The 23,112-nt window shown below is 56.2% G+C and carries 24 protein-coding genes and 1 pseudogene; 16 read left to right on the forward strand and 9 right to left on the reverse strand.

Translation table 11 applies throughout. The annotated features are described in order from the left end of the window. Nucleotides 1-2: 2 nt before the first annotated feature. The gene (gene tsgA, locus ACR8BN_RS02060) at nt 3-1,181 is read right to left on the reverse strand and encodes an MFS transporter TsgA (RefSeq protein WP_031593897.1); all 1,179 of its coding nucleotides are present in this window, start codon (nt 1,179-1,181) and stop codon (nt 3-5) included. Between the two features lie 261 nt (nt 1,182-1,442). Between tsgA and ppiA the strand changes: the two genes are divergently transcribed. The 5 genes from ppiA (at nt 1,443) to argD (ending at nt 4,787) form a co-directional block, all read left to right on the forward strand. Beyond that, nucleotides 1,443-2,015: a peptidylprolyl isomerase A gene (gene ppiA / locus ACR8BN_RS02065; RefSeq protein ID WP_003852970.1), complete on the forward strand. Its 573-nt coding sequence runs from the start codon at nt 1,443-1,445 to the stop codon at nt 2,013-2,015. Nucleotides 2,016-2,114: 99 nt separating this feature from the next. Continuing rightward, nucleotides 2,115-2,285 (forward strand): YhfG family protein, encoded by a 171-nt coding sequence (locus ACR8BN_RS02070; RefSeq protein WP_071941047.1) that lies wholly within the window; start codon nt 2,115-2,117, stop codon nt 2,283-2,285. After that, entirely contained in the window at nt 2,275-2,868 is a 594-nt protein-coding gene (locus tag ACR8BN_RS02075; RefSeq protein WP_022624052.1) for a putative adenosine monophosphate-protein transferase Fic, read from the forward strand. Before ACR8BN_RS02070 ends, ACR8BN_RS02075 begins: the two co-directional genes overlap by 11 nt. 41 nt (nt 2,869-2,909) lie before the next feature. Beyond that, the gene (locus tag ACR8BN_RS02080; RefSeq protein ID WP_424999604.1) at nt 2,910-3,485 is read left to right on the forward strand and encodes an aminodeoxychorismate/anthranilate synthase component II; all 576 of its coding nucleotides are present in this window, start codon (nt 2,910-2,912) and stop codon (nt 3,483-3,485) included. Between the two features lie 81 nt (nt 3,486-3,566). Next, on the forward strand, nt 3,567-4,787 hold the full coding sequence (argD, locus tag ACR8BN_RS02085) for a bifunctional acetylornithine/succinyldiaminopimelate transaminase (RefSeq protein WP_115387118.1): 1,221 nt from the start codon (nt 3,567-3,569) through the stop codon (nt 4,785-4,787). 1 nt (nt 4,788) lies between these two features. Here argD and ACR8BN_RS02090 read toward each other — a convergent pair whose 3' ends face one another. Then, a complete protein-coding gene (locus ACR8BN_RS02090) occupies nt 4,789-6,864 on the reverse strand; it encodes a YccS/YhfK family putative transporter (RefSeq protein ID WP_083070469.1) in 2,076 nt (691 codons plus the stop codon). Between the two features lie 57 nt (nt 6,865-6,921). Then, nucleotides 6,922-7,554, reverse strand: coding sequence for a cAMP-activated global transcriptional regulator CRP (crp, locus tag ACR8BN_RS02095; protein WP_003852956.1), 633 nt, complete (start codon nt 7,552-7,554; stop codon nt 6,922-6,924). Between the two features lie 303 nt (nt 7,555-7,857). On the opposite strand from crp, the gene ACR8BN_RS02100 reads away from it, so the two are divergent. Continuing rightward, nucleotides 7,858-8,262 carry an OsmC family protein gene (locus ACR8BN_RS02100; RefSeq protein WP_010253071.1) on the forward strand — a complete coding sequence of 135 codons (405 nt, stop codon included), beginning with the start codon at nt 7,858-7,860 and terminating at the stop codon, nt 8,260-8,262. A 559-nt stretch (nt 8,263-8,821) separates the two neighbouring features. On the opposite strand, the gene ACR8BN_RS02105 is transcribed toward ACR8BN_RS02100, so the two are convergent. From ACR8BN_RS02105 to ACR8BN_RS02115, 3 genes are all read right to left on the reverse strand, one after another. Continuing rightward, a complete protein-coding gene (locus ACR8BN_RS02105) occupies nt 8,822-9,691 on the reverse strand; it encodes a phosphoribulokinase (RefSeq protein WP_039388919.1) in 870 nt (289 codons plus the stop codon). 61 nt (nt 9,692-9,752) lie between these two features. Then, on the reverse strand, nt 9,753-9,971 hold the full coding sequence (locus tag ACR8BN_RS02110; RefSeq protein ID WP_010253066.1) for a YheU family protein: 219 nt from the start codon (nt 9,969-9,971) through the stop codon (nt 9,753-9,755). A gap of 4 nt (nt 9,972-9,975) precedes the next feature. After that, the gene (locus tag ACR8BN_RS02115) at nt 9,976-10,992 is read right to left on the reverse strand and encodes a hydrolase (protein WP_033785675.1); all 1,017 of its coding nucleotides are present in this window, start codon (nt 10,990-10,992) and stop codon (nt 9,976-9,978) included. A gap of 57 nt (nt 10,993-11,049) precedes the next feature. Between ACR8BN_RS02115 and ACR8BN_RS02120 the strand changes: the two genes are divergently transcribed. Continuing rightward, complete coding sequence (locus ACR8BN_RS02120) at nt 11,050-11,652, forward strand: LysE family translocator (protein ID WP_039388920.1); 603 nt, start codon at nt 11,050-11,052, stop codon at nt 11,650-11,652. 1 nt (nt 11,653) lies between these two features. On the opposite strand, the gene ACR8BN_RS02125 is transcribed toward ACR8BN_RS02120, so the two are convergent. After that, on the reverse strand, nt 11,654-12,634 hold the full coding sequence (locus ACR8BN_RS02125; protein WP_031593718.1) for a LacI family DNA-binding transcriptional regulator: 981 nt from the start codon (nt 12,632-12,634) through the stop codon (nt 11,654-11,656). A 236-nt stretch (nt 12,635-12,870) separates the two neighbouring features. Between ACR8BN_RS02125 and tauA the strand changes: the two genes are divergently transcribed. The 4 genes and pseudogenes from tauA (at nt 12,871) to tauD (ending at nt 16,284) form a co-directional block, all read left to right on the forward strand. Next, entirely contained in the window at nt 12,871-13,848 is a 978-nt protein-coding gene (gene tauA, locus ACR8BN_RS02130; protein WP_080694248.1) for a taurine ABC transporter substrate-binding protein, read from the forward strand. Between the two features lie 9 nt (nt 13,849-13,857). Then, nucleotides 13,858-14,625 (forward strand): taurine ABC transporter ATP-binding subunit, encoded by a 768-nt coding sequence (gene tauB / locus ACR8BN_RS02135; protein WP_039388921.1) that lies wholly within the window; start codon nt 13,858-13,860, stop codon nt 14,623-14,625. Beyond that, nucleotides 14,622-15,449, forward strand: a complete 828-nt coding sequence (tauC, locus tag ACR8BN_RS02140) for a taurine ABC transporter permease TauC (protein WP_143789922.1) — start codon at nt 14,622-14,624, stop codon at nt 15,447-15,449. The genes tauB and tauC overlap by 4 nt, the downstream gene beginning before the upstream one ends. Next, nucleotides 15,446-16,284: pseudogene (gene tauD / locus ACR8BN_RS02145) on the forward strand (taurine dioxygenase). Before tauC ends, tauD begins: the two are co-directional and overlap by 4 nt. A gap of 32 nt (nt 16,285-16,316) precedes the next feature. Here the strand turns inward: tauD and ACR8BN_RS02150 are convergent. Beyond that, complete coding sequence (locus ACR8BN_RS02150; protein ID WP_031593721.1) at nt 16,317-18,221, reverse strand: ABC transporter ATP-binding protein; 1,905 nt, start codon at nt 18,219-18,221, stop codon at nt 16,317-16,319. 112 nt (nt 18,222-18,333) lie between these two features. On the opposite strand from ACR8BN_RS02150, the gene kefG reads away from it, so the two are divergent. The 4 genes from kefG (at nt 18,334) to slyD (ending at nt 21,673) form a co-directional block, all read left to right on the forward strand. Then, the gene (gene kefG, locus ACR8BN_RS02155) at nt 18,334-18,885 is read left to right on the forward strand and encodes a glutathione-regulated potassium-efflux system ancillary protein KefG (RefSeq protein ID WP_010253037.1); all 552 of its coding nucleotides are present in this window, start codon (nt 18,334-18,336) and stop codon (nt 18,883-18,885) included. Continuing rightward, entirely contained in the window at nt 18,886-20,691 is a 1,806-nt protein-coding gene (kefB, locus tag ACR8BN_RS02160; RefSeq protein ID WP_010253035.1) for a glutathione-regulated potassium-efflux system protein KefB, read from the forward strand. Nucleotides 20,692-20,714: 23 nt separating this feature from the next. Then, entirely contained in the window at nt 20,715-20,909 is a 195-nt protein-coding gene (locus ACR8BN_RS02165) for a YheV family putative zinc ribbon protein (RefSeq protein ID WP_010253033.1), read from the forward strand. A gap of 197 nt (nt 20,910-21,106) precedes the next feature. Continuing rightward, a complete protein-coding gene (gene slyD, locus ACR8BN_RS02170; RefSeq protein WP_010671583.1) occupies nt 21,107-21,673 on the forward strand; it encodes a peptidylprolyl isomerase in 567 nt (188 codons plus the stop codon). Between the two features lie 95 nt (nt 21,674-21,768). On the opposite strand, the gene ACR8BN_RS02175 is transcribed toward slyD, so the two are convergent. Further along, a complete protein-coding gene (locus ACR8BN_RS02175; RefSeq protein ID WP_010253031.1) occupies nt 21,769-21,987 on the reverse strand; it encodes a SlyX family protein in 219 nt (72 codons plus the stop codon). Nucleotides 21,988-22,256: 269 nt separating this feature from the next. Here ACR8BN_RS02175 and fkpA point away from each other — a divergent pair, with 269 nt between their 5' ends. Next, nucleotides 22,257-23,102: an FKBP-type peptidyl-prolyl cis-trans isomerase gene (gene fkpA / locus ACR8BN_RS02180; RefSeq protein WP_031593723.1), complete on the forward strand. Its 846-nt coding sequence runs from the start codon at nt 22,257-22,259 to the stop codon at nt 23,100-23,102. The last annotated feature ends 10 nt before the right edge of the window (nt 23,103-23,112 follow it).

Here is a 23,112-nt window from a genome sequence, read left to right on the forward strand (position 1 = left end):
GATTAATGCGTAACGTGACCGTGCGAGCGATGTTTAGTGACCAGCCCCAGCAGGACACACATCACAAACACCACCGCGTAGAGGCCATTGGCGGTGGCCAGTGCCGTGTGCACGCCGCTCTTCTCGACAATCGGCGCGGTCACCACGAAGGTCAGCATGGTGCCGACGGTACCGCAGGTCAGAATGAAGTTCACTAGCTTCGGTGACGCCACTTTGGTCTGCAGCGAGCCGAGCGTGATGATGGTGGTGTAAATCGCGCTGGAGCTGAAGCCCAACACCATAATGATCCACTTCAGCATGCTGGCATCCTGGCTGCTGACGAACCAGTACATCAGCACGGTAGCCAGTCCCGCCAGCACCATCAGAATGCGTTGCAGATCGAAGAAGCGCAGCAGGAAGCTGAAGGCCCACATACCCACCATATAAGCGGTCCAGAAGCTGCCCACCAGTTGTCCGGCATCATTAATATTCATGCCCATGACTTTGGTGGCATATTCCGGCACCCAGGAGATAAAGCCAAGCTGGCCCAGAATGTAGCAGAGCGCCGCCACTGCCAGCAGCAGCACGCCCACACCCCATTTTTCTTTCTCAACTGTCGGGCTGTTTTCAGGCTTACGCAGCACCGGGAATTCAACAAACAGCGTCATGATGAAGATCGCGACGTAGATAAAGCCGATGCAGACGTAGACCCAGTACCACGGCAGCTGACGCGCCAGCAGAATCCCTGCCAGCACCGGAAACAGCGTGCCCGCCATGCTGAAGAAGGAGTCGGTAAACAGCAGGCGTGAACCACGCTGACGGCCTTCATACATATGGGTGATCAGGAAGGTGCCGATCGACATGGTAATGCCGCTGACCACGCCCAGCACAAACATACAGAGCGAGAAGACGGTCAGATCGCGGCTGGTCATCAACCCGATTATCGCCAGTACCATTAGGACGAAGCCGAAAATCAGCTGACGCTTCAGTGGCACAATCACCATCAGCCAGGCGTTCAGGAAAACCGCAGCCAGGATGCCGCTGTTGAGGAAGGTGAAGGTATTACTCATGCTGGAGATGGGGATCTGGAAATCTTTTGCGATATCGCCCATTACCATGCCGGTAACGATCACCAGCGCGCCGGTAAGCGCGTAGGAGAAGAAGCTTATCCAGGTGAGGCCAATACGATTACGGTTTGTCATGTTCTGAACCTGTTGAGAACCGGGTGCCAAAAAGTGTCAGAAAGTGTAAACGGAACCGTGATCTTAATAAACAACCAGTGAAACCAGAGATCCATATTTCATGTGTTGTGTGATTTTAATCACGTAATTGCCGGGGTTTAACGTTTGCTCCCCCCATTTGCTGTCACAGCGTAAATATAGGTAAAACGCTGGCTCCTGGAATAGAGTCTCTTTACAATCAATCACGTTTTTGTGCCCGCTCTCCCAGGTAAGGAATCTTTCATGTTTAAACGTACTTTAACAGCGGCCATCACCCTGTTAGCGCTCTCTTCCGTTTCCGCCCAGGCGCTGGCTGCAAAAGGTGACACCCACGTTCTGCTCACCACCTCCGCCGGCAATATCGAACTCGAACTGAATAACCAGAAAGCGCCGGTTTCTGTGAAAAACTTCGTTGATTACGTCAACAACGGTTTTTACAACAACACCATTTTTCACCGCGTGATCCCGGGCTTTATGGTGCAGGGTGGGGGCTTCACTACGGACATGCAGCAGAAGCAGACCAACGCGCCGATCAAGAATGAAGCGGATAACGGCCTGCGTAACCTGCGCGGCACGATCTCCATGGCACGTACCGCCGATAAAGACAGTGCGACCAGCCAGTTCTTCCTCAACGTCGCGGATAATGCATTCCTCGACCACGGACAGCGCGATTTTGGCTATGCCGTATTTGGTAAGATTGTGAAAGGTCAGGATGTGGTTGAAAAAATTTCTCAGGTACCGACCAAAGATGTGGGTCCTTACCAGAATGTTCCGTCCAAACCGGTAGTTATCCTCTCCGCCAAAGTCCTGCCTTAAGTCCGTTCGTCGCCATCTGCGGATGGCGACCGCCTGCCGCATCCGGCAAAGCCAGAATTTGCTCTTATACTTAGGGCAAAAACCTGAGCAGGAGGCGGCATGGCGAACAAACTCACCGAAAAACAGAAGGTCACCCTGTGGCGACAGCGGCGTAGCGCCAGCTATCAGGCCAGCTGTCGGCTGGAAGGCTTTACGCCAAATGAAACCAGCGTAAACAGCGATGATGCGGCCGCACGTCTGGCGTCACTGAGGAGGCAATATGGACTCTAATACCGCCGTCAGCCAGGATCCCTATCTGTGGCAGCATGACAATGTGCTAAAAAACCTGCCCGATATTCACGATGCCGCGCAGCTGCGTAAGGCGGAGCTGAGCTTCAGTGCGGCGCGTGCCGCCACGCTGGAGCTTGGCCCCCGTAATCCTGGACTGCCTTACCTGCGCCAGATCCACCGTACGCTGTTTCAGGACGTCTACAGCTGGGCTGGTGAACTGCGCACCATCGATATCTGGCGCGATGAGACGCCGTTCTGTCATTTCGAATATATCGAAAAGGAAGGTAACGCCCTGATGGCCGCGCTGGAGGAGGAGAAGGGACTCGCTGACCTGCCGCGTGACGCGTTTATTGAGCGTGTTGCCCACTACTATTGCGAAATCAATATGTTGCATCCTTTCCGCCACGGCAATGGTCGGGCGCAGCGGATTTTCTTTGAACAGCTGGCGCTGCATGCCGGTTATCTGCTCTCCTGGGAAGAGACGGACGCTGAGAGCTGGAAAGCGGCGAATCAGGCCGGTGTGGCCGGAGACCTGACTCTGCTGGAGCAGGTATTTGCGAAAGTGGTGAGCGAGGCGGCTTAACCGCGTAGAATAGCGGCGCGGGTAACTATTCTGGACTGGCCATGCTGCTGCTTATCGACAATTACGACTCCTTTACCTGGAATCTTTATCAATATTTCTGCGAGCTGGGCGCGCAGGTTCAGGTGGTGCGCAATGATGCCATCACGCTGGAGCAGATGGCGGCATTACCGCTGACTCATCTGGTGATCTCGCCTGGTCCCTGCACGCCGTCGGAGTCAGGTATTTCACTGGCGGCGATCCGGCATTTCGCCGGTCAGCTGCCGGTGCTGGGCGTCTGCCTGGGCCATCAGGCAATTGCGCAGGCGTATGGCGCGCAGGTCGTGCGTGCGCGTCAGGTGATGCACGGCAAAACCTCTGCGATTCAGCACACCGGCCAGGGCGTGTTCCGCAATCTGAATAATCCGCTTACTGTAACCCGCTACCATTCGCTGATTGTACAGCGCGACTCCCTGTCTGATGCATTCGAGGTGACTGCCTGGACGGTGCGTGACGGCGAGCCTGACGAAATTATGGGATTCCGCCATAAAACCCTGGCGCTGGAAGGCGTGCAGTTCCATCCCGAAAGCATTCTCAGCGAGCAGGGACATCAGCTGCTGCGTAATTTCCTTGAGCAATAAGTTGCCTTTGAGTGATTTTTTATGCATATTTTGTGATTATTATTTCAAAGTTGCACATCAATCATCTAAATGGGGTCATCAATGGCAGCGGAAAAAATTGCGGTCACGCGGGAGACGTTCGATAACGTTATTTTGCCTGTTTATGCACCTGCGCAGTTCGTGCCGGTAAAAGGCAAGGGCAGTCGTGTATGGGATCAGCAGGGCAAAGAGTATATCGATTTCTCAGGTGGTATCGCCGTCACCGCACTAGGACACTGCCATCCTGCGCTGGTGGAGACGCTGAAAAGTCAGGGCGAGACGCTGTGGCATACCAGCAACGTCTTCACCAACGAACCGGCGCTGCGTCTTGCCAGTAAGTTAATTCAGGCGACCTTCGCTGAGCGGGTCTTCTTCGCTAACTCCGGGGCCGAAGCCAACGAAGCCGCTTTTAAGCTGGCGCGCTACTACGCATGCAAACGTCACAGCCCGTTCAAAAGTAAGATCATCGCCTTTCATAACGCCTTTCATGGCCGGACGCTGTTTACCGTCACGGTCGGCGGACAGCCAAAATATTCTGACGGGTTCGGGCCTAAACCGGCGGATATCGTCCATGTGCCATTCAATGACCTGAACGCAGTGAAAGCGGTGATTGACGATCACACCTGCGCCATTGTGGTTGAACCGATTCAGGGTGAGGGCGGCGTCGTGCCCGCAACGCAGGAATTTATGCAGGGACTGCGTGAGCTTTGCGATCAGCATCAGGCGCTGCTGGTGCTGGATGAAGTGCAGAGCGGCATGGGGCGCAGCGGCAAGCTGTTCGCCTATGAGCATTATGGCGTCCAGCCCGATATTCTGACCTCAGCCAAAGCGCTGGGCGGCGGTTTCCCGGTCAGCGCCATGCTGACCACTAACGATATCGCCTCGACCATGGCGCCGGGCGTGCATGGCACCACCTATGGCGGCAATCCACTCGCCTGCGCCATCGCCGAAACCGCGCTTGATATTATCAATACGCCGGACGTGCTGGCAGGCGTTGAGACACGTCGTCAGCACTTTGTCACGGCGCTGCAGGCCATCGATGCGAAGTATGATCTCTTCAGCGATATTCGCGGCAAGGGTCTGCTGATTGGCGCGGCGCTGAAACCGCAGCATGCCGGTAAAGCACGCGACATCCTGAATGCCGCGGCCGCAGAAGGCGTGATGGTGCTGGTTGCCGGAACCGACGTGATGCGTTTTGCCCCGTCACTGATCATTGAGCCTGCCGACATCGAAGAGGGCATGAGCCGCTTCGCCACGGCCGTCGGCAACGTGCTCAACGGCTAGCTTAGTTTTTACGTAAGCGTCTGATCAGCCAGCGGCCATGTTGCGGCCGCTGGTTCCACGCCAGCGATGAAATGGTGTACATCACGCTCAGATGATCGAGAATGCGCCGTACATGCTGCTCCACCACCGTGATCGGTCCCTCACTGATATTTTCCAGGTCATCCAGCAGGTTAACCTGTGAGCTTTCACCATCATATTCCAGCCGCTGCTGACACCGCTGCAGCGCGATTTCACAGGATTGCAGGTAACGCTCAGCCAGCGAGGCAGTGAGCATGGTGTGCTCCCGCGCCAGAATCGTCATAGCGTTGATATGTTCGACGATAAACTGACTGTGCGTGACCCAGAGCCGCATATCACTCAGATAGCGGGAGTTGAACGCGGGTTCCTGCATCGCCTGATTCAGTGAGTTAAACAGCGCATTGTGTGCCTGATTGACCTTCACGCGCTGATAAGCCAGTTTCTCTGGTGACTGTTCGTCACCCAGCAACAGCCGTAGCGCATCCTGATAGGTTTCCAGTGCGTCATGGGCGTTCTGCCGCAGCAGGCCGCTCTGCCACTGCGGCCACAGCCAGAGCATCCCGCCAAAAGCGATCAGACAACCCATCAGCGTATCCATGAGTCGCGGCAGCAGAAACTGCGCGCCATTCAGCGACAGCAATTGCAGCGAGTAAACCGCCGTGACCGTAAAACCAATCATCGACCAGCCATAGAACTGGCGGGTAAAGCGATAGCTGATAAAGGTAATCGCCAGCATGATCAGCAGTACCAGCGACTCTGGCACCGCCATGCGCAGCGTGGCAGCCGCGATCACCAGACCGGCAAAAGTGCCCAGCGCCCGGTGCTGAATGCGGACACGGGTAGCGCTGTAGCCGTTCTGGCTGACGAACATGATGGTCATCAGGATCCAGTAGGGTTTGGGGATGTTGAAGAACAGCGCCAGCGCGCTGCCCAGCATCAGCATCACCGCAAACCGGCCGGCAGTGCGCAGGGCCGATGAGCGGAACGAGAGATAACTGCGCAGCGCCGGTAACAGCGGCAGACGGCGCTGGCGATCAGCCATCAGATCACGCTGATAAAGGGGTTTCTGGGTGCGCAGAACCCGCGCGATGCGGTTGAAGTGGTAAAGGCAGAAGTTACCCACCGGATTGTCGGGATGCTGATGGGCGATTTTCTCCAGCGCGCCGAGCTGTTTATCCATCGCAAAGCGATCGGGTAGCTGGTGATAGAGAATGTTATCCGCCAGCACCCGCAACCGGGCCGAGATGGTTTTGGCATTCCAGCGGATCACCGCTTCGGCGTGGCTCTGTTCGACCAGTTTCTGTACCTCTTCCGGCCGATGCAGGCTGACCGAGATATGTTCCTGCAGATCCAGCGCCACCTGAAAGGCGCGCGTCAGCCGTTTATGGCTGTGATCGCGGCTTGCCGACAGCATATGCATCTGCTGATAACAGGTGTTAATCAGATCGACCACTTTCTGCTGACGGGCCAGTAGCGGCGGCAGCGCCTTTTCCGGATCGGTCAGCTGCGTCAGCAGGGTATATTTTGCGTCGCAGTAGTTAGCCAGCTCGCGGTAGATCAGGCTCAGGCTTTCGCGCATCGGCTGCTCTTTCCACAGCCAGAACCAGAACCAGTTAAACAGCCCGTACCACAGCGTGCCACCGATATAGAGCAGCGGGGGGACATAGATTGGCATGCGGCCAATCAGGCTCAGGGTAAAGATGGCGGCAATCAGGGTGCCGGGCAGCAGACGACCATGCAGCGGGCTGATCTCCCCGGTAACGCCGAGCAATAAGGGCATGGCAAACAGGATGAGCGGCAGCGGAATAGCATGCAGGGTGAGCCACTGCATCAGAAAGCTGCCGAGGGCAAACAGGCTGCCGCCAACAATCAGGCGTTTGAAGAAGCGTTTATGCGGGGTATCCAGACCGGCAATGTTGCAGCAGGCGGGCACTAATGAGAACAGCAGACCTTTTTGCAGGTCGCCAGCCAGCCAGCCCAGCGCCACTGGCAGACAGAGCACCAGCGTTTGCCGCAAGGCGTAGTTAACTTCAGGATGGTAAATAATTCGACGCCACATCGGCCCAACACAAACAATAACGGCGTGATGTTGCCATCACGCCGTGGGTGACAGGAATTAGCGGGTGCCGTAAACGACGATGGTTTTGCCGTGTGCGGAGATCAGGTTCTGATCTTCCAGCATCTTCAAAATACGGCCCACGGTTTCACGTGAACAACCAACAATCTGGCCAATTTCCTGACGAGTGATTTTAATTTGCATGCCGTCGGGATGCGTCATGGCATCTGGCTGCTTCGCCAGGTTGAGCAGGGTCTGTGCAATGCGTCCGGTTACGTCGAGGAAAGCGAGGTTACCCACTTTTTCAGACGTCACCTGCAGGCGACGCGCCATCTGCGATGAGAGTCGCATCAGGATGTCAGGGTTAACCTGAATCAGCTGACGGAATTTCTTGTAAGAAATCTCCGCCACTTCGCACGCGCTTTTCGCACGTACCCAGGCGCTGCGTTCCTGGCCTTCTTCGAACAGGCCAAGTTCACCAATAAAATCGCCCTGATTCAGGTAGGAAAGAATCATCTCTTTGCCTTCTTCATCTTTAATCAGAACCGCGACGGAACCTTTCACGATGTAGTAAAGCGTTTCTGCTTTTTCACCTTGGTGAATCAGCGTACTTTTGGATGGATACTTGTGAATATGGCAATGGGACAGGAACCATTCGAGTGTAGGGTCTGTTTGCGGTTTGCCGAGAACCATTCGCTATTATCCTCTGTTGTAATCGTGCCCAAAATACAGGGGGCAGTTTTCCCTGTCAGGCGGTGAAAGCTTCAAGCGTTTCCATTTCAGGAAATTATTCGGGCCGCATCAGGCGCAGTGCGCATCATCCTTCCCGCCTTCGTCATCGGGTGACGAAAAATATTTTCAGCACTGTTTGTAGCACAGCTTTTGCCGACTGTCTTCTGTTGTCTCGCTTCAGCTACGGGCGGATTTCTCTGGATTGCTGTTTACCAGGCGAAAGCGTACTCTGGCGACAAAACAGCGTATTCCGGAGCAAAAATCATGCAGGCAAGAGTGAAATGGGTAGAAGGGCTGACATTCCTCGGAGAATCCTCATCCGGCCATCAGATACTGATGGATGGAAATTCGGGTGATAAAGCGCCCAGCCCAATGGAGATGGTGCTGATGGCGGCGGGCGGATGCAGTGCGATTGACGTGGTATCAATTCTGCAAAAAGGCCGAAACGATGTGGCTGATTGTGAAGTAAAACTGACCTCAGAACGTCGTGAAGAGGCGCCGCGAATCTTTACGCACATCAACCTGCATTTTATCGTGAGTGGTAAAGCGCTCCAGGATAAAGCGGTATCACGCGCCGTGGATCTTTCTGCTGAAAAATATTGCTCTGTGGCCATCATGCTGGGTAAAGGCGTCAACATTACGCATAGCTATGAAGTGATTGAGCTGTAGTAGCCGCAGGGGTCATTGCAGACCTGCTAACTTCACTTCCAGTATCTGATTCAGGTTGCTTTAAGACTGTGCCTGCATCGGGAATCCGCTTTGATACTGTGCCTGCGCTGGGAACCGGGTCAGATCGGAAAGTCGCTTAAGCCAATCTCTGGCCGCTCGGCCCGCGCGATTACGCACCTCATCCCTGAGGCGCGCCCGTAGCCGGGCCAACGCGTTGCGTTGTTCAAAAACGCTCCCGGCGTTTTTATCCGGGCGGCGGGACGCTTTCCTCTTCTGACCCGGTTCCCGGCGTGTTGAACTTATCTATTGCTGCCAGATTCTTTCTGCCCAGGCGTTGTCTGTAGCGACCTTCCTGAAACCGGATGCGGTTGCCGGACGTGAAGCGAAGGGAGCATATACCTGTAGCAAAGCATCGCGGGCCAGGGATGGCGGTTTTGCGTCTTTGCGAAAGGTGTATGCTCCCTGAAGCCTGCTCAGCGGTAAGTCTTTAGCCGCAGGAAAACCAGTTTTACCATCTTTGTGAAAGACATCTGCTCTCAGAGCGGTTTTTGCTGACCTCTTACTCTATTCGCTTACCTTCCATCAGCCGCTTCACCAGCGGGCCCATAATCAACTCCATCGCCAGACCCATTTTGCCGCCAGGCACCACCAGCGTATTGATGTGCGAGATAAACGAGCCCTGCAGCATCGCCAGCAGGTAGGGGAGGTCGATATCTTCCAGCGCCTGGAAGTGGATCACCACAAAGCTCTCATCCAGTGACGGAATAGCGCGGGCAGCGAACGGGTTTGAGGTATCGACCGTCGGGACGCGCTGGAAGTTGATATGGGTGCGTGAGAACTGTGGTGTGATGAAGTTGATGTAATCTTCCATCGAGCGCACTACCGAATCCATGACCGCTTCACGTGAATGGCCGCGCTCGCCGGTGTCGCGCACCAGCTTCTGAATCCACTCCAGGTTCACAATCGGCACCACGCCAACCAGCAGATCAACCTGTTCTGCTACGTTGTGCTGCGCCGTTACCACGCCGCCGTGCAGCCCTTCGTAGAAGAGAATATCGGTGTTCTGCGGCAGCGGTTGCCACGGCGTAAAGGTGCCGGGCACCTGATTCCACGGCACCGCTTCATCGTAGGTGTGCAGATATTTACGCGACTGCCCCTGTCCGCTCTGACCATACTCTTTAAAGCTCTGCTCCAGCAGGCCAAAGTCATTGGCTTCCGGGCCGAAGTAGCTGACATGACGTCCTAAATCGCGCGCCTTACGAATCGCCATATCCATTTCAGGGCGGGTAAAACGGTGAAAACTGTCACCTTCCAGCTCCGCCGCATGAAGATCGAGCTGCTGAAAGATTTTGCGAAACGCCACGCTGGTGGTGGTGGTCCCTGCGCCGCTGGAACCAGTCACCGCGATAATGGGATGACGTGCAGACATAGAAAAGCTCCCTGTGAGGTCGGGCAATAGGCATTGTTAACACGAAATGCCGTTGGGTGCATCAGCCACGAAATTCTTTGCGCGGCATGATATTGACCGATTCGTGCAGTTCCGACCACACCAGTACCACTTCACCCGTTTCCAGCTGACGTCGCACATCAGCCACTTTGTCAATCAAGCTGCGTTCCTGCTCTCCGTAGTCCGTGCCTTCGCGCAGCACAAAGGTTTCAATCAGATTTTCAAGGGTCTCAGGTGAGACCTGTTGCCAGGGAATAATCACGAGATCAGTTATCCAGAAAAGGGGCGATCCACTGGGGGATACGCTGTTCCAGCCACATTTCAGGCTGGCGTAATGTCCCACCAACAAAACCTACATGGCCGCCGTGTGGTGTCAGTTGATAAGTAATAGTGGCAGATAATTGGCTGCTGTGCGGGATCACCTCATCACTCATAAAAGGATCATCTTTGGCGTGGATGATCAGCAGCGGTTTCTCTGCGTGCTTCAGCCAGGGCATGGCGCTGGCACGATGATAGTAATCGGCCGCATCCAGAAAACCGTGGGCGCGGGCGGTAATGGCATCATCAAAATCGCGTAGTCGCCGTAGCGCTTTAAGCTGTGCCAGATTGACCGGCAGCGTATCCGGCCAGGCGTGCAGTTTGCGGCGGGCATTTTTCTTGAGCTGCGCCAGCAAATAGTATTGATAGACGCGTGAGAAGCCGCGTTCCAGTTTTAGGCTACAGGGCTCCAGCAGCAGCGGAGCGGAGACAATGACCCCCGCGTCTACCTCAGCGGCTGCGCCCTGCTGGCCCAGCAGGCAGCCCAGCATGTTACCGCCCAGCGAGAAACCGACCGCGGCGGTGGGCACGCGGCCCCAGCGGGTGCGCAGCCAGTGCAGAAAAAAGCGGGCATCTTCGGTTTCGCCGGAGTGATAGATACGGTTGAGCCGATTCGGTTCGCCGCTGCAGCCGCGAAAATGCATCACCACCGCCAGCCAGCCGCGCGCACGGCAGATCGCCATCAGGCCATGAATATAGGGGCTGTGAAAACTGCCCTCCAGCCCATGAAACAGCACCACGCGCGGTTTATGCTGCGCGAACTGCGGGTCTTCACTCCAGGCGAGATCGACGAAGTCGCCATCCGGCAGGTCGAGACGCTGCCAGTGGGGATCGCCCGCGATACGACGACGTAGCAGGCGCGGCAGCAGGGTCTGCAGGTGCGCGTTACGCAGACTCTCAGGTGGCGTGAAGTGCTCGTTTTCTGGTCCGGTAAATTTCATGTGGTAAAAGCTTGTCTGTTCCATATCACACTGTTAGCTTCGATAAGTTTTTTCTTGCAGGGTAAGGAGTACCCGATTGCCATGGAACTGAGTCTTTTCTTATCAATGTTGGGATTTCTTTGGGTCGCGGCCATTACGCCCGGGCCTAATAATATGTTACTCACCGCCTCGGGCGCTAATTTTGGCTTTATGCGCACCATTCCGCTGATGATTGGCATCATGATCGGGATGCAGGTGATGCTGCTGATGGTGGCCTTTGGCGTCGGCGGGCTGATCCTGCTCTATCCTTCGCTTCACCTGGTGCTGAAAATCGCCGGTAGCCTCTATCTGCTCTGGCTGGCGTGGAAGATAGCGACGTCCAGTTATGAAAAGCTGGAAACCGATCAGGCGCCGGATGCGCCGATGCCCTTCTGGCAGGGCGGCTTGTTGCAGTTGATCAATCCCAAAGCCTGGCTGATGGCGCTGGGCGCGGTCGCCAGCTTCAGCCTGGCCGGTGACGCGTATCGCCATTCAGTGATGGCGATAAGCATCGGCATGTTTCTGGTTAATCTGGTATCGGGTGTTATCTGGATGGGATTTGGTGCGGTGATCGGCCGCATTCTGCGCAGCCGTCGCGCCTGGAAAATCTTTAACCTCGCCATGGGGCTGCTGACCGCTGCCTGCGTGCTGTTAATCTGGCACTAAGTTAGCTGGATGCGCGTTCAACGCGCGTCCAGGGCAGCACCTCGCGGATCACTGGCGCATTAGCGTTGCGGATCTTCTGTAGCAGCAATTGCACGCTACGCGCGCCCAGCTGGTTCATCGGCTGCTCGATGGTCGTCAGCGGCGGATTCAGGCTGCGGGTAAACGACACGCCATCAAACCCGACCACCGCCAGATCTTCCGGCACGCGCAAACCCGCTTCCAGCGCCGCATGTACCACGCCTACCGCCAGCACATCTGAAACCGCAAACACCGCATCCGGCGGTTCCGGCAGCGCCATCAACTCTCTTAGCCCCTGACTGCCCGCCTCACAGGAGATTTCGTAAGTGTAGGAGACGCCGGACCACGCATACCCCAGCTCCTCAATCGCCTGCCGGTAGCCCTTTTCACGATGATGCGAGTAAAGGTAACGCATGTCGCCATTGATCAGCCCGATGCGTTTACGCCCTTTACCGGCAAGGTAGTGGACGGTGTCGCGCGCGGCTTCAAGGTGATCAATGCTGACCGAGGAGGCGGGAATATCCGGATCAAATTCGCAGCACTGCACCCAGGGCGCCCCGGCGATGAGCGCCTGCAAATCCTGTAAACCGGAGGCCGCATCCATAGTAATTACGCCATCCACCACTTTTCCGGTCAGCAGGGAGAGATAGGCGGCTTCACGCTGGAGCTGCGAGGCGGAGTTACAGAGCAGGATGTGATAGCCGTGCAGTTCGGCTTCGGCCTCGATGCCCTGAACCACGCGTGAACAGAAGGGATTGGTGATATCCGAGATCAGCACCAGCAGCATGTTGCTTTGCGACGTACGCAGCTGACGCGCCAGTAAGTTGGGCTGATAGTCGCAGGCAGAGATTGCCGCCAGAACTTTCTCACGCGTATCGGGCTTCACGCCGGGATGCGCGTTGAGAACCCGCGATACCGTGGCTTTGGAGACGCCAGCCAGCTGAGCGACTTTCTCGATCGACATCGGATTCAGAAACCTTAACAGGCAATAATTGGGAACGCATATGAATAGCACAGGGACAATGTGAGCGCCTGACATTTTTGCTTACTTTAGCTATTTTCAGCATTTGCGATTTTTGACTTAGTTTTGCAGATAGTGATCTAAGAACTTATTTCTATTAGGGATAATTTTTAATTCCTTTATGAAACTATAGCGCGCAGAGACACTGCCTCCACTATAAAAACGGTGGGGTAGTGATCATGGCAGCAACACGTTTAACTTTTTTAGCCGCAGCGCTGGCGCTGCTGGCGTTTCGGGCTGATGCGGTCAATGTCACCGTGGCTTACCAGACCTCGGCTGAACCGGCGAAAGTGGCGCAGGCTGACAACAGCTTTGCGAAAGAGAGCGGGGCCAGCGTTGACTGGCGCAAGTTTGACAGCGGCGCCGGGGTATTACGTGCGATGGCGTCCGGTGACGTCCAGATTGGCAATATCGGTTCCAGCCCGTTAGCGGTCGCGGCGGCGCAGAAGCTGCCGATTGAAGCCTTTTTACTCGCCTCTCAGCTGGGCAACTCTGAAGCGCTGGTGGTGAAGAAGAGCATCACCACGCCCAAAGATTTAATTGGCAAGCGCATCGCGGTGCCGTTCATCTCTACCACCCACTACAGCCTGCTGGCGGCGCTGAAACACTGGGGCATCAAACCGTCACAGGTACAGCTGGTCAATCTGCAGCCGCCAGCGATTATCGCGGCCTGGCAGCGTGGCGACATTGATGGCGCTTACGTCTGGGCACCGGCGGTTAATGAGCTGGAAAAAGAGGGCAAGGTGTTAACCGACTCTGCGGAAGTGGGAAGCTGGGGATCGCCGACGCTGGATGTCTGGGTGGTACGCAAAGATTTTGCTCAGCAGCATCCGGAGATCGTGACTGCTTTTGCCCGCAGCGCGCTTGACGCGCAGCAGGCCTACCTGAACAGCCCCGACAGCTGGCTGAAACAGTCCGATAACCTCAGCAAACTCTCTCGCCTCAGCGGTGTGCCGGAAGCACAGGTGCCCGGTCTGGTGAAGGGCAATACCTACCTCACGGCGCAGCAGCAGGTTGAGCAACTGGGCAAACCGGTCAATAAAGCGATCGTCGATACCGCGCAGTTTCTGAAAGCGCAGGGCCGGGTGCCGCAGGCGGATAATGACTACAGCAGCTATGTGACCTCCCGTTTCGTCGAGCCATTAGTTAAACCTTAAGGAGGCACTATGCTGCGCATCGCTCACCTTAATGCCCGTTATGCCGGACAGCCGGTGTTGCAGGATATCAATCTGCAACTTGATAGCCATGAGCTGCTGGTGGTGCTCGGCCCCTCCGGCTGCGGCAAAACTACACTGCTCAATCTGGTTGCCGGTTTCCTGCCGGTGGAGTCGGGCAGCATCACGCTGGATAACCAGCCGGTGACCGGGCCTGGTGCGGAGCGCGGCGTGGTGTTTCAGCATGAAGGATTACTGCCGTGGCGCAACGTGCTGGATAACGTCGCCTTTGGCCTGCAGCTGGCGGGGATGTCGCGCACGGATCGCGACACGATTGCCCGCCGGTTAATCAGGCAGGTGGGGCTGGAAGGTGCGGAGAAACGCGCCATCTGGCAGTTGTCAGGCGGTCAGCGTCAGCGGGTGGGCATTGCGCGCGCGCTGGCCACCGATCCACAACTGCTGTTGCTGGATGAGCCTTTCGGCGCACTGGATGCCTTTACCCGCGAGCAGATGCAAACCCTGCTGCTGACGCTGTGGCGCGACAGCGGTAAACAGATTCTGCTGATTACGCACGACATAGAAGAGGCGATTTTCCTGGCCAGTGAACTGATTCTGCTGTCGCCAGGACCGGGCCGCATCGTTGAGCGGCTGCGTCCTGGGTTTGGTCAGCGCTTTGCCGCAGGGGAGTCGTGCCGCAGTATCAAATCCGATCCGCAGTTTATCGCCCAGCGCGAGTATGTGCTGAGCCGGGTATTTGATCAGCGGGAGGCGTTTGCATGAGTGCACTCATCAATGACAAGTCTCTGCCGGTGCGCCGTCGTTTGCGCTGGCCGTTTTCAACCGCCTTTACGCTGAGCATGCTGAGTTTCTCTCTGCTGTTGCTGCTCTGGTGGGGTGTGACCGCGCTGGGCCTGATAGCACCGCTGTTCCTGCCGTCGCCACAGCAGGTGTTAAGCAAGCTGCTGCTGATTGCCAGCGCGCAGGGCTTTATGGATGCCACGCTGTGGCAGCATCTGGCCGCCAGCCTGACACGGATGCTGATTGCGCTGACTGCCGCTGCCGCCATCGGTATTCCGGTAGGGATCCTGATGGGCCTCAGCCCGGTTGCTCGCGGGTTGCTCGATCCCCTGATTGAACTCTATCGACCGATACCGCCACTCGCCTATCTGCCATTAATGGTGATCTGGTTCGGCATTGGAGAGACCTCGAAAATCCTGCTGATCTATCTGGCGATTTTCGCGCCGGTGACGCTCTCCACCCTGGCCGGTGTGCGTAACACGCAGCAGGTCCGACTGCGTGCGGCTCGCTCGCTGGGGGCTAACCGCTGGCAACTGCTGCGCTGGGTGATTCTGCCAGGCGCGTTGCCGGAGATCCTCACCGGTCTGCGCATCGGTCTGGGGGTTGGCTGGTCAACGCTGGTGGCCGCTGAGCTGATTGCCGCCACGCGGGGTCTGGGTTTTATGGTGCAGTCAGCAGGAGAATTCCTCGCCACCGATGTGGTGCTGGCGGGTATCGCGGTAATCGCCTTTATCGCTTTTAGCTTAGAACTCGGGCTCCGCGCGTTGCAGCGCCGTCTTACGCCCTGGAGTGGAGAACAATCATGAACGAACGTCTCAGTTTTACCCCGCTTGGCCCGTACATTGGCGCGCAGGTCTCAAACCTGGATGTGTCTCGCCCATTGAGTGATGCTCAGTTTGAGCAGCTTTATCATGGCCTGCTGCGTCATCAGGTGCTGTTTCTGCGTGACCAGAAAATAACGCCGGAACAGCACCGCGCGCTGGCAATCCGCTTTGGCGATCTGCATATCCATCCGGTCTATCCGCATGCGGAAGGCGTCGAGGAGATTATCGTGCTGGATACCCATCAGGATAATCCGCCGGATAATGACAACTGGCATACCGATGTCACCTTTATTGATACGCCGCCAGCGATCGCCTTGCTGGCCTCGAAGGTGTTACCGGAGTCGGGGGGGACACACTCTGGACCAGCGGCATTGCGGCTTACGAAGCGCTCTCTGAACCCTTTAAGCAGCTGCTGGCAGGTCTCCGTGCCGAGCATGATTTCAAAAAGTCATTCCAGGAGTATAAGTACCGCAAAACCGAGGAAGAGCATCAGCGCTGGCAGCAGGCGGTAGCAAAACATCCGCCGGTGCAGCATCCGGTCATCCGCACCCATCCGGTCAGCGGCAAAAAAGCGCTGTTTGTGAATGAGGGCTTTACCACGCGGATCGTCGATTTAAGCGAGAAAGAGAGTGATGCGGTGCTGGGCTTTCTGTTTGCGCACGCCACCAAACCAGAGTTTCAGGTGCGCTGGCGCTGGCAGCCAGACGATGTGGCTATCTGGGATAATCGGGTCACGCAGCATTATGCCAACGCCGACTACTATCCTGCCCGGCGCATCATGCAGCGGGCAACGGTGCTGGGCGATAAACCCCGTTAAAAGAGAATCTCCCCGCGAGCGGGGAGATTTTTTTATGAGGCCATAATCTGTTCGAGCTGTTCCTGCGCTTCCAGCCACGCCATCTCTACCTCTTCCAGCGCAGATTTGCTCTCCGCCTGACGCTGCAGCGCGGTGGTCAGGTCCGCTTTACGGCTCTGTTCATAGATAGCGCTGTCTGAGAGCTGAGCTTCGGCTTCGGCCAGCTGGCTCTGCCATTTGCTCATCTGCTTTTCCAGCTTCTCTATCTCTTTGCGCAGCGGCTGCGTCTGGGTGCGCAGTTCGGCATCACGACGCTTCTGGTCTTTACGCGCCTGGGCACTGTTGCCGTTATCCTGCTTCGGCGCGGCATCCTGTTGCGCCTGCTGCTTCTGCAGATCGCTCAGCCACTGCTGATAATCTTCGAGATCGCCTTCAAACACATCCACTTTGCCATCATGCACCAGATAGAGATCGTCGGTGGTCGCGCGCAGCAGATGACGGTCGTGCGATACAACGACCAGCGCACCTTCGAAATCGATCAACGCTTCGGTCAGCGCCTGGCGCATATCGAGATCGAGGTGGTTGGTGGGTTCATCCAGCAGCAGCAGGTTAGGGCGCTGCCAGACAATCAGCGCCAGCACCAGTCGCGCTTTCTCTCCGCCGGAGAAGCGCTTAGTGATTTCAGTGACTTTATCGCCGCGGAAATCGAAGCCACCCAGATAGTCGCGCAGCTGCTGTTCCAGCACGTCAGGCGCAATACGCGACAGATGCTGCAGCGGTGACTCATCGGCTCGCAGGTACTCCAGCTGATGCTGGGCGAAATAACCGAGCTTGATCCCTTTCGCCAGACCCATCTTGCCGTCCATCGCCTCCAGCTCACCCGCCAGCAGCTTAATCAGAGTCGATTTACCGGCACCGTTACGTCCCAGCAGGCCGATGCGCGAGCCGGGGACCAGGTTGAGCTTGATGGCGTCGAGAATAATACGATCGCCATAACCCGCGGTGACCTTCTCCATCTTCATCAGCGGATTAGGCAGGTTCTCCGGCTTGCGGAAAGTGAAGCTGAACGGGTTATCGACATGGGCGGGCGCAATCATCTCCATGCGCTCCAGCATCTTGATGCGGCTCTGTGCCTGCTTCGCCTTGGTGGCCTGAGCGCGGAAGCGATCAATGTAGCTGTGCAGGTGCGCCACTTTCTCCTGCTGGCTCTCATACAGCGCCTGCTGCTGAGCCAGTTTGGCGACGCGCTGCCGCTCAAAGGAGCTGTAGTTGCCGGTATATTCGAACATCGACTCCTGTTCGATATGAATAATTTTGTCGATGACGGGATCGAGGAAGTCACGATCGTGCGAGATCAGGATCAGCGTGCCTTCATAACTCTTCAGCCAGCGCTCCAGCCAGATCACCGCATCGAGATCGAGGTGGTTGGTCGGTTCATCCAGCAGCAGCAGATCGGAACGGCAAATCAGCGCCTGTGCCAGATTAAGGCGCATGCGCCAGCCACCCGAGAAGTCGCTGACCGGGCGTTGCAGCTGTTCCTGACTGAAGCCCAGACCATGCAGCAGGCTTGAGGCGCGCGCATGGATACTCCACGCCTGCACCGCGTCCAGCTTGCCATGCAGCAGCGCGATGGCATTGCCATCGTCACGCAGATTGGCGTCCGCCAGTTCTGCTTCAAGCTGGCGAAACTGGCGATCGCCATCAATCACGTACTCCAGCGCGGCTTTATCCAGCGCAGGGGTTTCCTGATTCACCCAGGCCAGCGCCCAGTGAGTGGGGAAAGTGACGGTACCGGCATCGCTGGTGATTTCACCTTTTAACAGCGACAGCAGTGTGGATTTTCCACAGCCGTTTTTACCCACCAGCCCGACCTTCTGGCCGGGATTGATGGTGGCGGTGGCGTTGTCGAGCAGGACGCGGATGCCGCGGCGAATTTGTAAGGCTGAGAAGACAATCATGTAAGCGCCGTATCGTCAGAATATGTTAATTTACTGGCAACATAATGAGATTTTGCTGCGTCGTGCATGGTAGCGGAAAACCGCACCAATGACGACGCTTTGGAGGGAAAGGATGTCGCAGCCACCCAGGGTTTTGCTGCTTTATGCCCATCCGGAATCACAGGATTCGATCGCCAATCGGATTCTGCTGCAGCCGGCTCAGGCACTGGAACACGTTACCGTGCACGATCTGTACGCAACCTATCCGGATTTTTTTATCGATATTCACCATGAACAACAGCTGCTGCGTGAACATGATGTCATCATTTTTCAGCATCCGCTCTATACCTATAGCTGTCCGGCGCTGCTGAAAGAGTGGCTGGACAGGGTTCTGTCGCGCGGTTTCGCCAATGGCGTGGATGGCAATGCGCTGGAAGGAAAGTACTGGCGCAGCGTCGTCACCACCGGAGAACCGGAAAGTGCCTTCAGACATCAGGGTCTGAACCGCTATTCGCTCAATGACATTATGCGTCCTTTTGAGCTGACCGCGCAGATGTGCCGTATGCACTGGATGCCGCCGATGATCGTCTACTGGGCGCGTCGTCAGAGTCCTGAATTAATGAAAAATTACGCTCGTGCCTATGGCGACTGGCTGGCGGCACCGCTGCCGAATGGAGGGGTATAGATGGAAGGGCAAACGCTGCTGACCGCCGGGGTGATTTATCTGGTCGCGGCGGTATTGATTGTACCGGTGGCGGCTCGCCTCGGTATTGGTGCAGTTCTGGGCTATCTGGTGGCGGGTATCGCTATCGGCCCGTGGGGATTAGGTTTTATCAGCGACGTCGACGAGATTCTGCACTTCTCTGAGCTCGGCGTGGTGTTCCTGATGTTTATCATCGGGCTGGAGCTGAACCCGGCAAAGCTTTGGGCGCTGCGCCGCTCCATTTTTGGCGTCGGCGCGGCGCAGGTGATCTTCTCAGCGGCGATTCTGGGCGGCTTATTGTGGCTGACCAACTTTAGCTGGCAGGCGGCGATCATTGGCGGGATTGGTCTGGCGATGTCCTCGACCGCCATGGCCCTGCAGCTGATGATGGATAAAGGCATGAACCGCAGCGAAGCGGGGCAACTGGGCTTTTCGGTGTTGCTGTTTCAGGATATCGCGGTGATCCCAGCCCTGGCGCTGATCCCGCTGCTGGCCGGAACCGACAGCGGTCATATCGACTGGATGAAGGTCGGCATGAAAGTACTGGCGTTTGCCGGCATGCTGGTGGGCGGACGCTATCTGCTGCGGCCTATCTTCCGTTACATCGCTGCGTCGGGCGTGCGCGAAGTCTTTACCGCCGCTTCGCTGCTGCTGGTGCTGGGCTCGGCGCTGTTTATGGATGCGCTGGGTCTGTCGATGGCGCTGGGTACCTTTATTGCCGGGATCCTGCTGGCGGAGAGCGAGTACCGGCATGAGCTGGAAGTCGCCATCGACCCGTTTAAAGGTTTACTGCTGGGCCTGTTCTTTATTTCGGTTGGCATGGCGCTCAACCTCGGTGTGCTCTATACCCATATTGTGACCATCCTGCTGGGCGTCGTGACGCTGGTGGCGGTGAAAACGCTGGTGCTCTATCTGCTGGCGCGCATTTATGGCTTACGCAGCTCCGAGCGGCAGCAGTTCGCTGGCGTGCTGAGTCAGGGGGGCGAGTTCGCCTTTGTGCTCTTTTCAGCGGCCTCCTCGGCAAAGCTGTTCTCTGGCGATCAACTGCCGATGCTGCTGGTGACGGTGACCCTGTCGATGATGACCACGCCCCTGCTGATGAAGGGAATTGATCGTCTGCTGGCACGCCGCTTCAATGAGCCGGATGATGAGGCAGAGAAACACTTTGTCGAAGACGATCAGCCGCAGGTGATTGTGGTGGGCTTTGGTCGCTTCGGGCAGGTGGTGGGGCGTTTGCTGATGGCGAATAACAAACGCATCACCGTGCTTGAGCGCGACATCAGTGCAGTCAGTCTGATGCGGAAATATGGCTATAAGGTCTATTACGGCGACGCCACCGAACTGGAGTTGCTGCGGGCAGCCGGTGCGGCCAGCGCTCAGGCGATTGTCATCACCTGTAACGAGCCCGAAGATGTGATGACGATTGTACATCTGTGCCAGCAGCATTTTCCGCAGTTGCAGATTCAGGCGCGCGCCCGGGGCCGTGTAGAAGCGCATGAACTGCTTCAGGCGGGCGTCACGCAGTTCTCGCGTGAGACCTTCTCCAGTGCGCTGGAACTGGGGCGTAAGACGCTGATGACGCTGGGGATGCATCCGCATCAGGCGCACCGCGCCCAGCAGTATTTCCGCCATCTTGATATGCGGATGCTGCGCGAGCTGATGCCCAATCTCTCTGAAAGCGCGCAGGCTTCGCGCGTCCGTGAAGCGCGTCGTGAACTGGAAGATATCTTCCAGCGTGAAATGCAGCGCGAAAAGCGGCAGATCGACGGCTGGGACGATGATGAATAACCTCTTTAAACAGGCAGAAGCTAATGCGTAAACGTTTTATTGCTGGTGCAACATGCCCGCACTGTCAGGAGAAGGACACGCTGGCAATGTGGCGTGAAAATAATGTCGATGTGGTGGAGTGCGTGAAGTGTGGTCACCAGATGCGTGAGGCCGATAAGCAGGCGCGCGATCAGGTTCGCACTAATGAGCAGGTTATCGGTATTTTTCATCCTGAGTAGCGGAATGGCGCAGCTTTTTTTACGCCTGGACTTACAGCGGGATTGAATTCCGTTACAATTGTCGCCATTAACGCTGTAGTCGCAAGAGAAAGTGAAAACGCTCTTGTACTCAGCCCCGAACCTTTCTGGTTGGTGTTATTGCACGAAAGAATAGACCAATGAGACGGGATCTCAGCTCTCAACGGTTAGGAGATATCATGAAAGTAGCAAAAGACCTGGTGGTAAGCCTGGCCTATCAGGTACGTACAGAAGACGGCGTGTTAGTTGACGAGTCACCGGTGAGTGCACCGTTAGACTACCTGCACGGTCATGGTTCCCTGATTTCTGGTCTGGAAAATGCGCTGGAAAACCACATTGCCGGCGACAAGTTTGACGTGCATATCCCGGCAAACGATGCCTACGGTCAGTATGACGATAACCTGGTGCAGCGCGTTCCTAAAGACGTCTTCATGGGCGTTGACGAACTGCAGGTTGGCATGCGCTTCCTGGCAGAAACCGATCAGGGTCCGGTTCCGGTAGAAATCACCGAAGTGGAAGATGATCACGTCGTGGTTGATGGTAACCACATGCTGGCGGGTCAGAATCTGAACTTCAACGTTGAAGTGGTTGCTATCCGTGAAGCCACGCCGGAAGAACTGGCTCATGGCCATGTTCACGGTGCAGATGGCCATCATCATGACCACGATCACGGCCATGATCACGACCACGACCATGATCAGGGTAAAGGCGGTTGTGGCACTGGCGGTTGCGGCTGCAGCCACTAAGTCTCAACAGACCTTTCAAGGCCACCCTCGGGTGGCCTTTCTTTTGGCGCGCACTCGGGTTCTGCCCGGATGAACCGGGGCCAGATAGCCCGCGATCAGTAGTGCGGTGGTGGCGTCTCTTCAGATTGTGAGGCGACGATCGATGGCGCATTCGCTTTGAGCTTGTCGGTTAAAATGCGCATCTGCTCACGCATCTTATTCATCTCCAGCTCGTGCTGAACGACCGCGCTGTTCAGCTGATCGATAGTCATCTCCTGAAAGGCCAGTTTGCTCTCCAGCGTCTCCAGACGCTGTTCCCACTCAGATTGTTGCATGACCTGTTCCTCTGTTAAGGTGCGACTCGGGGCGTGATTCTACGATCTGAATGCCAGGAATCACCTGTTTTTTTCACGCCCGGAGGCGTTGCGCTTGAAAAAAGGCAGCGCGGCATCATCTCTGATGAAACTTCCCGATGTTATAAAGGTCGGAGGTAAACCGGGTAATTACATTGTGGGAGTGTTCGACACTGCCACGTAAAGTTATAGTGTGGACCCTGAAGTCCGCAATGTTTCCCGAGGTTAGACGCTTCGGTTTTGGAGAATGGATGAAATCACTGTTTAAAGTCACATTGTTAGCTACCACCATGGCTGTTGCGCTGAATGCTCCGCTGGCAATGGCGGCAGATACCGCTGCGGCGCCACAGGCTGCACCAGCCGCCGCGCCACAGTCTGCGCCTCAGGCACCGAAAAATGCTGCCTTCAAAGATGAAGACCAGCAGTCTGCCTACGCGCTGGGTGCTTCGCTGGGTCGCTACATGGACAACTCCCTGAAGGAGCAGGAAAAACTGGGCATCAAACTGGATAAGCAGCAGCTGATTGCTGGTGTTCAGGATGCATTTGGTGGCAAGAGCAAACTCTCTGATGAAGAGATTGAGCAGACGCTGCAATCCTTTGAAGGCCGCGTGAAAGGCGCAGCCTCAGCGAAAATGGAAAAAGATGCGAAAGAGAACTCTGAAAAGGGCGAAGCTTACGCAACCAAATTTGCTAAAGAGAGCGGCGTGAAGAAAACCGAAAGCGGCCTGTTGTATAAAGTTGAGAAAGAGGGTACCGGCAACGCACCTAAAGACAGCGATACTGTAGTGGTAAACTACAAAGGTACGCTGATTGACGGTACTGAATTCGACAACTCTTATACCCGTGGCGAGCCACTCTCATTCCGTCTGGATGGTGTCATCCCGGGCTGGACTGAAGGTCTGAAGCACGTGAAGAAAGGCGGCAAGATCAAGCTGGTGATCCCACCAAATCTGGCTTACGGCAAAAATGGCGTTCCGGGCATCCCGGCTAACTCCACCCTGGTGTTTGATGTCGAGCTGCTTGATATCAAACCAGCGCCAAAGGCAGATGAAAAAGCACAGGCTCCTGCGCCTGCTGCTGCAGAAAAAGCGCAGTAATCTGCTGACC

The organism is Pantoea sp. Lu_F5_004 (assembly GCF_051136245.1).
In the GTDB taxonomy this organism is placed as follows: domain Bacteria; phylum Pseudomonadota; class Gammaproteobacteria; order Enterobacterales; family Enterobacteriaceae; genus Pantoea; species Pantoea agglomerans.